At 44.0% G+C, this 13,903-nt stretch carries 14 protein-coding genes and 1 riboswitch; all 14 genes read right to left on the reverse strand.

What is annotated here, in order from left to right; genetic code table 11:
* Positions 1–11: 11 nt before the first annotated feature.
* A complete protein-coding gene (locus BM213_RS02275; protein ID WP_091700471.1) occupies positions 12–440 on the reverse strand; it encodes a bifunctional adenosylcobinamide kinase/adenosylcobinamide-phosphate guanylyltransferase in 429 nt (142 codons plus the stop codon).
* Positions 392–988 (reverse strand): histidine phosphatase family protein, encoded by a 597-nt coding sequence (locus BM213_RS02280; RefSeq protein ID WP_091700473.1) that lies wholly within the window; start codon positions 986–988, stop codon positions 392–394. The genes BM213_RS02275 and BM213_RS02280 overlap by 49 nt, the downstream gene beginning before the upstream one ends.
* A complete protein-coding gene (locus BM213_RS02285; protein WP_091700475.1) occupies positions 946–1,695 on the reverse strand; it encodes an adenosylcobinamide-GDP ribazoletransferase in 750 nt (249 codons plus the stop codon). The genes BM213_RS02280 and BM213_RS02285 overlap by 43 nt, the downstream gene beginning before the upstream one ends.
* Positions 1,668–2,225, reverse strand: coding sequence for a bifunctional adenosylcobinamide kinase/adenosylcobinamide-phosphate guanylyltransferase (locus BM213_RS02290; RefSeq protein ID WP_091700477.1), 558 nt, complete (start codon positions 2,223–2,225; stop codon positions 1,668–1,670). The genes BM213_RS02285 and BM213_RS02290 overlap by 28 nt, the downstream gene beginning before the upstream one ends.
* Positions 2,222–3,277 carry a threonine-phosphate decarboxylase CobD gene (gene cobD, locus BM213_RS02295; protein ID WP_091700480.1) on the reverse strand — a complete coding sequence of 352 codons (1,056 nt, stop codon included), beginning with the start codon at positions 3,275–3,277 and terminating at the stop codon, positions 2,222–2,224. Before cobD ends, BM213_RS02290 begins: the two co-directional genes overlap by 4 nt.
* Entirely contained in the window at positions 3,252–4,184 is a 933-nt protein-coding gene (gene cbiB, locus BM213_RS02300; RefSeq protein ID WP_091700482.1) for an adenosylcobinamide-phosphate synthase CbiB, read from the reverse strand. Before cbiB ends, cobD begins: the two co-directional genes overlap by 26 nt.
* Positions 4,181–5,632: an adenosylcobinamide amidohydrolase gene (locus BM213_RS02305; RefSeq protein ID WP_091700536.1), complete on the reverse strand. Its 1,452-nt coding sequence runs from the start codon at positions 5,630–5,632 to the stop codon at positions 4,181–4,183. Before BM213_RS02305 ends, cbiB begins: the two co-directional genes overlap by 4 nt.
* 5 nt (positions 5,633–5,637) lie before the next feature.
* On the reverse strand, positions 5,638–6,660 hold the full coding sequence (locus BM213_RS02310) for a FecCD family ABC transporter permease (RefSeq protein WP_091700484.1): 1,023 nt from the start codon (positions 6,658–6,660) through the stop codon (positions 5,638–5,640).
* Positions 6,626–7,582 (reverse strand): ABC transporter substrate-binding protein, encoded by a 957-nt coding sequence (locus BM213_RS02315; RefSeq protein ID WP_091700486.1) that lies wholly within the window; start codon positions 7,580–7,582, stop codon positions 6,626–6,628. The genes BM213_RS02310 and BM213_RS02315 overlap by 35 nt, the downstream gene beginning before the upstream one ends.
* A 117-nt stretch (positions 7,583–7,699) precedes the next feature.
* A riboswitch (cobalamin riboswitch) is annotated at positions 7,700–7,891 on the reverse strand.
* A 67-nt stretch (positions 7,892–7,958) separates the two neighbouring features.
* On the reverse strand, positions 7,959–9,722 hold the full coding sequence (locus tag BM213_RS02320) for an ATP-binding protein (RefSeq protein ID WP_091700488.1): 1,764 nt from the start codon (positions 9,720–9,722) through the stop codon (positions 7,959–7,961).
* A complete protein-coding gene (locus BM213_RS02325) occupies positions 9,719–10,435 on the reverse strand; it encodes a response regulator transcription factor (RefSeq protein ID WP_003394425.1) in 717 nt (238 codons plus the stop codon). Before BM213_RS02325 ends, BM213_RS02320 begins: the two co-directional genes overlap by 4 nt.
* Before the next feature lie 89 nt (positions 10,436–10,524).
* Positions 10,525–11,700: a c-type cytochrome biogenesis protein CcsB gene (gene ccsB, locus BM213_RS02330; RefSeq protein ID WP_091700489.1), complete on the reverse strand. Its 1,176-nt coding sequence runs from the start codon at positions 11,698–11,700 to the stop codon at positions 10,525–10,527.
* Positions 11,701–11,712: 12 nt separating this feature from the next.
* Positions 11,713–13,329 (reverse strand): cytochrome c biogenesis protein ResB, encoded by a 1,617-nt coding sequence (gene resB, locus BM213_RS02335; protein WP_091700491.1) that lies wholly within the window; start codon positions 13,327–13,329, stop codon positions 11,713–11,715.
* 12 nt (positions 13,330–13,341) lie between these two features.
* Positions 13,342–13,863 carry a thiol-disulfide oxidoreductase ResA gene (gene resA / locus BM213_RS02340; RefSeq protein ID WP_091700493.1) on the reverse strand — a complete coding sequence of 174 codons (522 nt, stop codon included), beginning with the start codon at positions 13,861–13,863 and terminating at the stop codon, positions 13,342–13,344.
* Positions 13,864–13,903 lie beyond the last annotated feature (40 nt).

The raw sequence follows: 13,903 nt of genomic DNA on the forward strand, positions 1-13,903 counted from the left end.
ATGAACCACCCCTATTTTATTTGTTCATTTATCCCACACCATACGTAATCAACACGGCTGCATATGCGCGCCAATTGTTGATACGACCAACCGACCGCATCTCGCCACGCTCGTTCATGTGCCTCAATCGGGACGATCCCTTGTCCGATATCGCATCCGATCCAAACGACCGTCCGCTCCCCTTCTTTTTCCCATTGCTCCCATGCGTGCACATACGACATCATCGCTTTTTTTTGCTCATCTGTGTAAGGAAGAAACCTTTCGCGAATCCATTGTTCTATTCCTTCTAGCACAACAACAGATGCCGTTTTTTCATCATGGGGAGGCGGAAGTGGTCGCTCATATGCGCAATGCCAAATATGCGGGGTATGCGTGAGTGAATAATATGCGTTTACCCATTTTCGCTTTCCTTGAAACGCACCGCCGCTAACGAAATGCATCGTTTTCTCTCCTTCCATCGCTCGTTCGTATTGTAAAGTGCTACTCCTTCATCAAACGGAACGTGCCATTCCCAAAACGGACGTGTTTTAGGAGCGTACTGCGACAATAAGTAACGTATGACTCCCCCATGCGTCACAACGACAATATGAGAAGCCGAGCGGCTAATGAGATCATCGATCGCTCGTTCGATACGCCCTTGAAAATGGCGAAACGATTCGCCATTTGGTGGTGAATGGTGAATGGGATCATCTATCCATCGCCGATATGACTCGACCGTCTGTAACTCGGCGTACGTTTTTCCTTCAAAATCGCCAAAATTCAATTCGCGCCAACGATACGAACATTCGATTAAAGCATGAGGAAAAAGAAGATGCGCTGTTTGTCGACAACGAAGCAAGTCGCTTGTAATCACGACATCGGCGTGTAACGAGTGCGACACATTCGGCTTTTTCACAATCGGTACATTCGTCCATCCGATATATCGTTTCTCCTCATTTTCCTTCGTTACAAAATGGCGAATGCATGTAATAGCCAAATGACGAACCATAAAAACGTTTCGCTCCCTTCAATAAACGCTCCTAACACATCGCCAGTTACTCCACCGAAATGTTTTGCGACAAACGCTTTCGCTATCACATAAAACAACATAAGCGCCAAAAACAAAACGAGCGTCTCACGCGAAAATAAGCAAACACCCCCATACATAGCAACAAACGGCACAAAGCGACGGTCAACATGTTGACGAAAAGATGATGCCATTCCGGTTTGTTTCGCGAGCGGCGCAGTCAATAAAAGCAACGTCATCCCGAGACGCGAAAGGAACGGAAGGCAAAAAAGAGAAAATAGCGAGAGATGTGCGATCGTTTCAAACATAAAAATGAAACGAAAGCCGAGCAAAAAGAAAAGCGAGAGCACCGCAAACGCCCCAACGCGCGAGTCGCTCATAATTTCGAGGCGTCGTTGTTGATCGCGATACGAAAAATATGCATCGCTACAATCCATCCAGCCGTCCGCATGCAATCCACCTGAAAAAAAGATAGATGAAAATAATAGTAAAAATGATAAGACGAGCAAAGAAACGTGACCGAGTAATAACGCATGTTGGGCAACGAGAAGCGCCCCAATGATTGCACCGACGAGCGGAAACGACAACACAGCTATGCGCCCTGTTCGTTCATTCCAGTCCACTTGCATTCGTAGCGGGAGAACAGTTAAAAACTGTACCGCTAATATAACTCCACGCCACATAGCCATCTTCCTTTCTTTACGATCGGCAAACCGTATTTCATCAATATAGCCACATCGCTCCATGCCGCAATATGTTGATGAAGCAAACCGAGTCCATGCATATATGCATACGTCCCTCGCTCACACGGCACACCACCGCAAAATAGTTCGTTGCTCACAACAATGAGCGCTTGCACTTTTTCGCCTAATTGTTTTATTTGCTGGGCGATGCGCGGCACTTTTACATGTACGTTCCATTCGTCATCGCGAAACAACTCATTTGCCCATAAATTCGTTAAACAATCAAGCAAAACGACATGACGCTCAGAAAAAATAGGAAGGAGCACATCGAGATCATACGGTTGTTCCCACGTTTGCCATCGATCGTATTGCCGCTCGTGTTGATGATGAGCAATGCGTGCTTCCATTTCCTTATCGGTACGCATCGCTGTCGCGATATAATGAAGTGAGCATGTTTCTTGTGCGATCGTTTTGGCACATTGTTCCGCAAAGGAAGATTTACCGCTACGCACCCCACCGCTAATAAATACGATCACATATTCCACCTTCTTAAATAAGAAAGTAAGCGGTCATTTTCTTCTTTCGTTCGAACGGCGAGACGAATATATTTCCCGGCAAGCCCGCGAAAGTTCAACGTATGACGCGCAACAATGCCATGTTGTAAAAGAAATGGAAAAAGCGTCATCGTCTCATCTTGCAATATGTAAAAGTTTACAACAGACGAAGAATGAATGTATCCAAGTTTAGCAAATTGCGTAAATAGCCGATCTCGTTCCGATGCGATATGCACTTTTGTTCGGCGCACAAACTCATCATCTCGCAACAGTCGTTCGCCTAGTTGTTGCGCGACCGTATTGACGCTCCACGGCGGCTGCTTTTCCATCATCTTTTTTATGACATATTCATGTGCGAGCACATAACCGAGCCGTACACCTGGCAATCGATACATTTTCGTTAACGAGCGCAATACAATTAAGCGGTCAAACATAGGCAAATCAGACGAAACGGAATAGCCATCAAGCCAAAAATCGTAAAAAGCTTCATCGACAATGACAAATACTTTTTCATCGTGTGCGGCTTTCAACAAAGCATGCATCGTTTCTTTTGGCCAGACCGTCCCCGTCGGGTTGTTCGGATGACAAAGAAATAGTGCGTGTAAAAACGATAAACGCTCAATGATTTGATCAATTGGCGGTTGTCCATGTTCATCTAACAAAAACGAATGGATTGTACAACCGTACGTCTCGCATGCGCGCTCATATTCTGAAAACGTCGGCTCAATGATGCCGATATGTTTTTTTGCAAACTGTTGAGCAAGCAAATAAATGCATTCTGCAGCACCATTGCCGACAAATACGTTGGAGCGCGTTACATGTTCTCGTTCGGCAATGATTGCTCGAAGCGTTTCGCTTCGCTCTTCAGGGTATACGCTCATCCAGCGAACCCATTGTTGTTCGGTTGGCATATATTCGTCTGGAAGCGGAAACGGATTCACATTTACGCTAAAATCGATATACGAACTTGGCATATCCATGTTCATCGCTTCGTATAAACGACGCGGATTAGCCCCATGTGCAGGCAACTGCAAGCAAACTCCCCCCGATCGTAAAAGCTATTGTTGTACGTCTCATTATCGCCACTGCTTGCTTAATATGCTCATGTTTCAACGGAACGGATGCATCGCCAATCGTTGGACGAACGGATATGACCCCGTTGTATGTATTCACCCCTCCGAGTTGAACACCTAATAGGGCAGCCATCGCTGCCTCACACCATCCGCTATTTGGGCTTGGATGGTTGCGAGCATCACGAAATAATAGTTTCCACATGCGTATATTTGCGCGATGAATAAGCAACATCACACACGCTGTCAGTCGCGCAGGAACGTAATTGAACGCGTCGTCTAAACGGGCTGAAGCCCAGCCAAATTGGGCATACCGTGCATTTTTATATCCGAGCATTGAATCGCACGTATTTACTGCCCGATACAACATTGCGAAAGCTCCGCCGCCAATGAACGCGTAAAACAATGGTGCTGTCACTCCGTCACTCGTATTTTCTGCAACTGTCTCAACACATGCTCGCACAATTTCTTCTTCTTGTAGCGCCTCGGTGTCGCGTCCAACGATCATTCCTACTTTTTTTCTTGCTTCGTTTATGTCTCCCTTTTCTAATGGACGGAGCACATCATATGCCGCTTTTGCTAAGCTTGTCGGGGCAATAGAAGTAAAAATGATAAGCGCTTCAATGAAAACGCCAAATATTGTCGACAGTCGATACGAAATAACGATAACTGCATAGCTAACGATAAACGTCAACGCACAAACGATAAATGATGCCCCTACTCCCTTCCATTTGCGACATCTTCCTTTATTCCAATGGCGATCAATATAAGCAATCCACCATCCAATCCAACATACCGGATGAAAACGATGAGGGTCAGCAAATCGCCGATCAAGAAAAAGGGCCATGATCACAGCCCATACGTGCGTCATCGGCTTTCCCCCTTTCGCTTTCGATAGCGGTCAATAGCTGTTTGCGTCGCTTCATATACTGCACGTGCAAGCTGTTTACCAACCGGTGTAATCGTTCCAGCGTATGCATAACATGTTCCTTGTTGAGAAGCGGCGATGGCAATAGAATCGGTTGATGTTCCTGTAGCGATTGTATTCGTTTGTGGATCGACGACTTGTTTATCACACAACGCTTTTGCTTTTGCTTCTGTTGCAGTCATTAGCGCTTGCACGAACGCAGCTTCTGATAAATGACCATCGATAAAAACGAACGTATTAATCGTCCCTGGAGAAGCGACTACATCTGTACGCCGCCAAGCATTTGCACTATCTACCGCATTTCCAACTCCAGCGGTCACCGCAACAAACAACCGAATATCTTCATCAACAAATGAAAACGCCACATCTTTCACATCGACAGCGGTCATCATTCCGACCGTCCATTGCTCATCAAAACCGTGTTGCCTCAAAAATTGAATCATCTCCTGCTCGGCATCGTCACAACGATAATCAAGCGGAACATGCCGATTGACGAACGTCGTTGCCCAACGTATACCGCCGCCAACAAGGGCAGATGAAAGCACTTTAAACGGCTTAGCTGTCTCTACGACGAGCATCGTTTCGTGTTCTTTGACGTGCCACAATCCCTCGTCTATATGCGGCATAGAAAATGGAATGAATGTGACGAGCGGCTTCGGTAAAACCGGGTGTTCGTGACGTTTCATTTTTGTTTCAAATACGCACTCAATCATTGATTCGCTCAACAATTCCCGCGGCGTTCCGCATGCAACAGCTTTTCCATCTTTCAATAAAAGAAGTCGGTCGCAATAAAGCGAGGCAATATTTATATCATGAAAAATAGCTACAACGGTAAGCCCTGATTGTTTTAATAAATTGAGCAACTTAAACTGCTGCGCCACATCCATATGGTTCGTCGGTTCATCTAAAAGCAATACGCGTGGTTGTTGCGCTAACGACCGTGCGAGTGCAGCGCGTTGCCGTTCCCCTCCACTTAATTGTTCTAACCGTACATGTTGTTTATGCGTCAATGTAACGGAATGAATCGCTTCAGTAACAGTTTGTTCATCCTCGTTTGTCCAGCGCGGCAAAAGCGATGACTGATAAGGATAACGACCGAGTTCAGCCATTTCTTTTACTGTATAACCAAACGAAATATCTGTATGTTGAGGTAACGTCGCAACGAGCTTTGCATATTGTCTCGGTTTATACGTCTGAATCGGTTGACCGTAAACAAATATATCCCCTTGTTGCAAAGGAAGTTCACGGCTCATCAGTTTCATTAGCGTCGTTTTCCCGCTTCCGTTCGGTCCTAACATACCGAAAAACTCCCCTTCATAAACGGTAAACGAAACATCTTCCAACACTTTTTTTTCCCCATATTGATACGAAACGTGCTTTACATCTATCATATCGATCACGTCTTCCGTCTTAAACTTTTAAATAACAATATTGCAAACAATGGTGCGCCAATAAATGATGTGATGACCCCAATCGGCAACTCCCGCGGGGCAACGATCGTTCGCGCAACTAAATCTGCTAATACGAGAAACGTTCCCCCATACAAAAAAGAAAGCGGCAATAATCTTTTATGATTAGCTCCACAAATGAGACGCGTCATATGAGGGATGACAAGACCAACAAACCCGATCGTTCCTGATACTGCCACAGCTGCTCCTGTAAGTAGCGATGCACTCAACAAAATAAATAGTTTGCGCTGTAACACATGCACGCCAATGCTTGCAGCTGCTTGTTCCCCAAACGAAAATGCGTTTAGCTCGCGAATATGAACAAATAGACCGATAGAACCGATCACGAAAAACGGAAAAAACAAGGAAACGTACGACCAACCGCGCATCGCTACACTCCCCATAAGCCAGCCAATGACTTGACGTAGCTCTTCTCCACTTAGGGCAACCATAAGCGAAATGAGCGAACCGAAAAAAGCGTTCATCATAATACCAATTAAAACAATCGTCTCCATTGCCATATTTCGCTCGGCAAGACGAGCGAACAACAAAACGAACAACAATGTGATGAGTGCAAATATAATGCTAACAATCGGCAACGTAAAACGCCCAAGAAACGGCAGATAAAGGTGAAAGAAAAAAACGATGACCGCTCCGACAGCTGCCCCAGATGAGACACCGATCGTGTACGGGTCAGCCAAAACGTTTTTCAATAGTCCTTGAAAAGCAACGCCCGCCATAGCTAAAGCTGCTCCGATGAGAAAAGCGAGCACAACCCTCGGTAGACGAATCGAAACAATGATTTGCGAATCGGTGGCAGGCACTGTCGGTGTATGAATCAATGTCCCCCATATAGAAGAAAAGGGAATCGATTGTGATCCAATCGATATCCCTAGCAATATTGTAGTTATGGCAATGATTAATGCAACGATGTAATTATTGAAAAATGTCTGGATAAACGGCTTTGGCAATTTCTTCGACTCCTTCAGCTAAACGTGGTCCTGGACGAGAAACTAAATCCGAATTGACGTCATATACGCGTTTATTTTTAATGGCAGGGACGTCTCTCCATGCTGGGCGAGCGAGCACTTGCTCAACTGCGTTCGGCGTGTAATAACCGTACGTCGTAATAATGACATCCGGGTTTAACGCCACTGCATCTTCTTCCGTAAACATCGGCCATCCTTCTTGATCACCTGCCGCATTTTTCGCATGAATGATCGTTAACATTTCATCCATAAATGTTCCTTTTCCAGCTGTATAAATTTCTGGTGCAGGCGAGACTTCGACCCAAACGGTTGCTTCTTCTTTCACCTCTTTTGCTTTTTCAGCAATGGCATCGATTTTTTGCTTCATTTGTTTCACAACGTCCGATGCTTCTTTCGTTTTCCCTGTCGCTTTACCGATTAATTCAATGGAAGCATACACGTCATTCAACGATGTAGCATTTGGCACAACAATGACTGTAATGCCCGCATCTTTCAATTGTTTTAATCCTTCTTCAGAGTTATGTGCACTTGACGCGTGTGCAAGCACAACGTCCGGCTGAAGCGCGATAATTTTTTCAACATTAAACTCCATGCCGCCGATTTTTTCTTTATTTTTCACATCTTCCGGATAGTTATCAAAATCGCTTACACCAACGATTTTGTCACCAAGTCCTAATGCGTACGCAATTTCTGTATTGCTCGGGATAAGCGAAACGATCTTCGCTGGCTCCTTTTCAATCGTCACGTCACCAAACGCATCTTTTACTGTGACAGGGAATGCGGCCTCCGCTACTTTCTCCTCTTGCTTTATCTCTTTTGCCGGCTCTGCGTTATTCGCGCACGCCGCTAATCCGAGCGTCAGCACGAGCACCAAAAGCCATACATACTGTTTCCATTTTTTCATCGTTTTTCCCCCTCTTTGTATATAAAAATAAAAAGCTCACCCCGAATGGAATGAGCTGGAAACAACAAAAGACAACCGTCACCTTTGTCGTTTCGACGTCTCACTCCCCGAAGACGCGAATGACGATGCAAAAAGGCAGGTCTACTGACTTATGCGTCATCCTACTTTGAAGCCTTCCCGTACAAATTGTACAGTGGCGTCCTTCATTTCGTCAGCATTTACAGTTGCGGGGACAGTTCTGGACTTGCACCAGATTCCCTATTAAGTCTACTAGGTTTCCCATTCGACACCTTTTTGCAACGAACGTATACAATTGTCGAACAATTTTTACGTTTCTATCATAGCCGAAAACGTCGCCTATGACAACAAAAATTTTCTATTTCAATGGAAGTGTAAACGTAAACGTCGTTCCTTCGCCGAGCTTACTATGAACAGCGATCGTTCCTTTATGCGCATCAACGATATTTTTCGCAATCGCAAGACCTAATCCCGTACCCGATCGGCCGCGCGTTCGTGCTTTGTCCGCTTTATAAAAACGTTCAAATACAAACGGTAAGTCTTCTTCTGGAATGCCTGAACCAGAATCTTGTACAGAAATGCGTACTACTTCTTCGTCTGTATCGACAATGACACGCACTTCCCCGCCTTCATCTGTATGACGAAGAGCGTTATCAATTAAGTTCGTCAACACTTGTTCAATGCGATCAGGGTCGAATGAAACGATGAGCTCATCGTTCATTTCAACAAGCAAATGAACTCCTTTTTCTTTCGCTAACGCTTGAAACTTATGAATAATGCGCTCTATATATGGTTTGAGCGGTACTTGCTCGTGATGAAGCGTTAAATGCCCCGCTTCCATGCGCGCTAAATCAAGCAAGTCGTTAACGAGCCGACCTATGCGCAACGATTCATCGTAAATGACTTTTGCCAATTCTTTTTTCTCTTCATCTGTTGCAGCAACATCATCGACGATCGCTTCGCTATATCCTTGCAACATCGCAATCGGCGTGCGCAACTCATGCGAGACGTTTGCGATAAAATCTTTACGTAGCTTATCTAATCGTCGTTCTTCTGTCATGTCACGAAGCACCGCAACAGCTCCACGAATCATTTTGCCGTTGTATAGCGGAGTCATAACAATGCCCCAATTACGACCTTGTAAAGCAATTTCTATCGCTTGTTCTTTTTCTTCCGTTACCGCTTTTTTGAACAATTCATTTACTTGCGGAGGGAGGGGTAATAAATCGTCGCTCTGCCCTTGTTCATAATACCAAGCTTGTAAAAAACGGTCGGCAGGCGGATTCGTAACAAGCACTTCGCCATTTCGATTAAGCGTAATCACCCCGTCTGCCATGCTACTTAAAATGCTCGCTAGTTGCTCTTTTTCTTGATTTAACGCATTAATGTGAAATTGCAATTGCCGACCCATCTGGTTAAACGCCATAGCCAGTTCCCCAATTTCATCATGGGTGACGATCGGCACTTTGGAATCGAATTTCCCGCGCGCCATTTCAAACGCGACTTGTCTCATTTTTCTAAGCGGTGCCGTAATCCTTGTTGATAGGAAAAAGGCAAATACCGTCGTTAACACAATAGCAATAAATGCAGCAAGAAAAATAAACTTCGTCGTTTGTTTTGTCGTTTCTTCTACAGCTTTTAGCGATTGATATACAAACACAGCACCGTTTCCATCAGATGTGCGAAGCGGCACACCAACAATAAACAACTCGTTATAAACCCGATTTCGCATCGTTTCGTTTGGCATCATCGCCCGTTTCACTACTGTCTCCCCATTAAATACGCGCGACAACTGCTTATCTTGTTGAACAAACGAAAGCGGCAAATCAACGAGCTGTTCATTTGGTGAGTACCAATAATGACGATCGTCAATAATAATCATTAGTTTGGATACATCATCAACCATCGTCCATGCAATTGAGCGAGCAAACTGCTCATCATGCTCGGCGACGACGCGGGCAACTTTTACTGCTTGTTGAGTGAGTTGCTCTCCCGTTTTTTCCAAATAATATTTTTCAAAAAAACTTAGCAACAAAACGGTTAAAATAAAGAGGACGAAAGCAACAAGCAATAAAATTGTCATCCATAATTTGCCAACTACACTACGCCATAGTGCCATCATTCATTCACGACCTCAAATTTGTACCCAACGCCCCAAACGGTGACGATCATTTTCGCTGCTGCTGGCGATACTTTATTTAACTTTTCGCGCAACCGTTTGACATGCGTATCAACTGTTCGTAAATCACCAAAAAATTCGTAATGCCATACTTCTTTTAACAATTGCTCACGATCAAACACTTTATCTGGTGACTTCGCTAAAAAATGAAGCAACTCGTACTCTTTCGGAGTTAAGCTGACTTCATGCCCATCTGCTGTCACCCGATGTGCATCATGGTCAATTGTTAAATGAGGAAATACGAGTACATCTCGTGCTGTCGTATCCGTTGTTACATATGGAGAGTTCGCTGTACGGCGAAGCAACGCTTTCACGCGGAGCACCACTTCACGCGGGCTAAACGGCTTAACGATATAATCGTCCGTTCCTGCTTCAAACCCTTGCACGCGATTAGCTTCCTCTCCCTTCGCTGTTAACATAATGACGGGTGTCGCTTTTTTCTCACGCAACTGTTTGCACACTTCAATACCGTCTTTTCCAGGTAACATAAGGTCAAGCAAAATCAAGTCATAATCATTGTCAAGCGCTAATGCTAGCGCTTCTTCACCGTTTTCCGCCTCATCGATCATATATTGCTCACGTTCTAAATACATACGAAGCAAACGACGAATGCGCTCTTCGTCATCGACAACTAAAATTTTAATTTCCTTCTCCATGATGTCATTCCCTCCTCGTTCACTATTGTACAAAACTGCCATACTTTTTTCTACTCCCCATAAAAAGAAACGCCTTCTTTATGAAGGCGTTAAGACGCAGCATAAGAGTGTAGGCCGGCAATAACTAAATTTACTACTACTAAGTTAAACATAATGATAGCAAAACCGATGACTGCAAGCCAAGCAGAACGTTCACCGTGCCAACCTTTTGACAATCGTAAATGTAGAAACGCTGCATAAAACAGCCATGTGATGAGCGCCCATACTTCTTTCGGATCCCAGCCCCAAAAGCGCGTCCATGCAATTTGTGCCCAAATCATCGCAAAAATAAGCGCACCGAGTGTAAATATCGGAAACCCAATCGCTACAGAACGATAGCTGATTTCGTCAACAACATCTAAATTCACGTTTTTCACAAGTGGTTGCAAAGCTGCTGCAATACGTTTGCGTAAGAAAAGGCGAAGCAATCCATATAATACACCACCTGCAAACAATGACCAAATCACTGTATTTAATTTGCGAGCATTAATAATTGCAGGCATATCAACGAACGGTTCCATCCGTCCTTCCGTTTTTAACACCCCTTCATGCGGGCCGACAAGCGCTGGCATGTGGTATACCATTTCACTTTGCTGTCCATTTTTGTCAATCCATTCAAACGTAGCTTCATAACCAGCCACACGAAACGATGTAGTTACGATAACAAAACCGAGCGTGCTAATTAAGAAAAATAACACAAACTCTAGCCAAAACGTACGTTGACTCGCTTTCGACTGATCGACTACTCGAATTAAATAAATGAGCGCCGCTGCAAAGCTAATAGCTAAAATGGCCTCGCCAACTGCTGCGGTTATGACATGAATATGCAACCAATCGCTTTGTAAAGCTGGGATGAGCGGAGAAATTTCCCTTGGAAACATGCTTGCATACGCAATCACTAAAATGGCTATTGGCAAAGCAAATAAGCCGAGTAAACTCGTTTTATAAATAAAATAAATGACAATAAACGCGCCAACAATCATCATGCCAAAAAACGTCGTAAATTCGAATAAGTTGCTGACAGGTGCATGTCCGGCTGCGATCCAGCGCGTGATGAAATAACCAAGCTGAGCGAGAAACCCAACGATCGTTACAAAAATTCCGAGCGTTGCCCAACGGTTTACTCCTTCTCTCTTTTTAGGACGAATCGCGCCCCCAAAGAAGAATGTTGCGACTAAATAAAGAACAAATGCAACGTACAGTAACGTGCTACTTAACTGAACCACGATGTTCCCCCCTTATGACCGCTTGTCCAATTGATCGATTGGCATGACAAACGGTGTATCGTTAAATATTCTTTCAAGCTCCTTTTTTAATCCAAACCAGTTTTTGTTTGTATGTGCTGCAATAAGCACATCTTCGTTGATCCGCTGAATCCATACACGCCGGTGGTTCCAATACATTCCTTGTATAAGGCCAATCATAAAAATGGTGCCCCCGATACCTAAAATCCAAAGCGTGAAATCACGACGAACCGTTAACGCCGATACGTGTCGTGTGTCAGCACCAGCAAACGCCATTTTATACTTGTTATCACCGAACGGTTCGATTGTTTGACGAATGGCAGTAAAGCTCACTTCCCCTTTTGGACGGTCTGGGGCAAACATTTTAAATACGAACGCTGGATTGTTCGGTACTTTCGAACGCGTATTTGGATTGCCGTTTTCATCAAAATAAAAATCTGGAAAATAGCTTAATAGTTGTACTTTATAACCGTTGCCAAGATCATATTCTTTCTCGGGTTGGATTAAATCAACTGTAATCGTACCAAAAGACTTATCCGTTTGCTTATCTGTCAAATGAAATGACATACTTTTTAGCTCATTCAATTTAAAGTCCACTTGGTACAATGCATAATGGTCGTGTTTAAGCGGCTCATTGACCCGAATGGAAAAGCTTTTTACTTCTTTCAATTTCGGCTCTTCACCAGCAACAATTGAACCAACACGTTCATATAACACTACATCTGTTTGATAGTTTTTCGCCATCATTCCGCTACCGACACGGTCAATGGCAGCTTGAAACGCTTCTTTTTCCTTTTCTTTCTCGTATACTTCAAAAATAAACGTTTTGTTTTCTAAAAAATATTTCCCGTTCGTTCCCGGAATTTCTTTTATCTCACCTTCACGAATCCACATGCTTTCATCGACATACATTCCTGGAACAAAGCGAAGCATCGCGCCAATTAAAAAAACGATAAGCCCAATATGGTTGACGTACGGTCCCCAACGAGAGAAACGGCCTTTTTCGGCCAAAATATTTCCGTTCTCTTCACGAATACGATAGCCCCGTTTCGTTAACCGATCGACCACGCGAGGTAAAGCATTTTCGTAGTCTTTCACTTGTGAACGGCTAAATAGACGTTGGCGTTGTAAAAATTGTTCATTTCTCGTCACCCGCTGATTGTTTAACGCCCGATATAGTGGCACGACACGGTCTAAACTACAAATGACGAGCGATACACCAATGAGCGCTATAAGCAACATATACCACCATGAGCTATACAAATCGTGAAATCCTAGCGCGTAATACCATTTCCCGAGCCAACCGTACTGCTCCTCATAATATTCAGCTGGCGACACGGTCGGTGGAATGTACATCTGTTGTGGATAAATTGTGCCGATGGCCGAAGCGACTAACGTAATAACGATAAGCCAAACCCCAACTTTAACAGACGAAAAGAAGTTCCATATTTTATCAACAATCGTTTGGTTGTACGTTTGCGAACGGCGAGCGCTTCCTTCATAACGCATGTCCAATAACATTGGCACTTCTTCTAACGGTTTACCACATGCTTCACAAAGAACTGTACCAATCGGATTCACGTGCCCGCATTCACACTTTACTTGTTCCATGTCAAAAACCCCTTATGGCTGAATTCGCTCCATATATTTTTTTACATCCTCTTCCGTCATCATCCCTGTAATGATATCTACAATTTTGCCTTCTTTGTCAATTAAAAATGTCGCTGGCAACGGACCGATATTGTATGCATTCATGACTTGATCTTGCTGATCGATGACGACTGGAAACGTCAGTTGAAAGCGATCAACGAACGTTTGTACTGTTACTTTCGCTTCCCCTGCGTTAACCGCAATCACTTCTACTCCTTCATTTTTGTATACATTGTATTGGCTATTGATATACGGCATTTCTTTTTCACACGGTTTACACCACGTTCCCCAAAAGTTTAAAAACACACCTTTTCCACGGTAATCAGATAATTGAATTTTGTTGCCGTTTAAGTCGGTAAGTACGAAGTCTGGCGCCGAATCGCCCACTTGAATCGTCTTCTTCTCGACAAAAACGTTCGAATAAATCGTATAACCAATAGCCGCGAGCATGATGGCTAAAATGACTGTTCGAAGCCAAAATCGCTTTTCTTTCATCGCCAACTCTCCTATAAACCGTTTTCATCAACCTCATTAT

It is taken from the genome of Anoxybacillus pushchinoensis (assembly GCF_900111795.1).
Taxonomy (GTDB): Bacteria; Bacillota; Bacilli; order Bacillales; family Anoxybacillaceae; genus Anoxybacillus; species Anoxybacillus pushchinoensis.

Coding starts and splice junctions, on each gene's coding strand:
- BM213_RS02305 (WP_091700536.1), bottom strand. CDS start 5,632: ATGATAGATGTAAAGCACGTTTCGTATCAATATGGGGAAAAAAAAGTG.
- resA (WP_091700493.1), bottom strand. CDS start 13,863: ATGAAAGAAAAGCGATTTTGGCTTCGAACAGTCATTTTAGCCATCATG.
- BM213_RS02280 (WP_091700473.1), bottom strand. CDS start 988: ATGGTTCGTCATTTGGCTATTACATGCATTCGCCATTTTGTAACGAAG.
- BM213_RS02315 (WP_091700486.1), bottom strand. CDS start 7,582: ATGAAAAAATGGAAACAGTATGTATGGCTTTTGGTGCTCGTGCTGACG.
- BM213_RS02320 (WP_091700488.1), bottom strand. CDS start 9,722: ATGATGGCACTATGGCGTAGTGTAGTTGGCAAATTATGGATGACAATT.
- BM213_RS02325 (WP_003394425.1), bottom strand. CDS start 10,435: ATGGAGAAGGAAATTAAAATTTTAGTTGTCGATGACGAAGAGCGCATT.
- resB (WP_091700491.1), bottom strand. CDS start 13,329: ATGGAACAAGTAAAGTGTGAATGCGGGCACGTGAATCCGATTGGTACA.
- cbiB (WP_091700482.1), bottom strand. CDS start 4,184: ATGACGCACGTATGGGCTGTGATCATGGCCCTTTTTCTTGATCGGCGA.
- BM213_RS02285 (WP_091700475.1), bottom strand. CDS start 1,695: ATGGCTATGTGGCGTGGAGTTATATTAGCGGTACAGTTTTTAACTGTT.
- BM213_RS02275 (WP_091700471.1), bottom strand. CDS start 440: ATGCATTTCGTTAGCGGCGGTGCGTTTCAAGGAAAGCGAAAATGGGTA.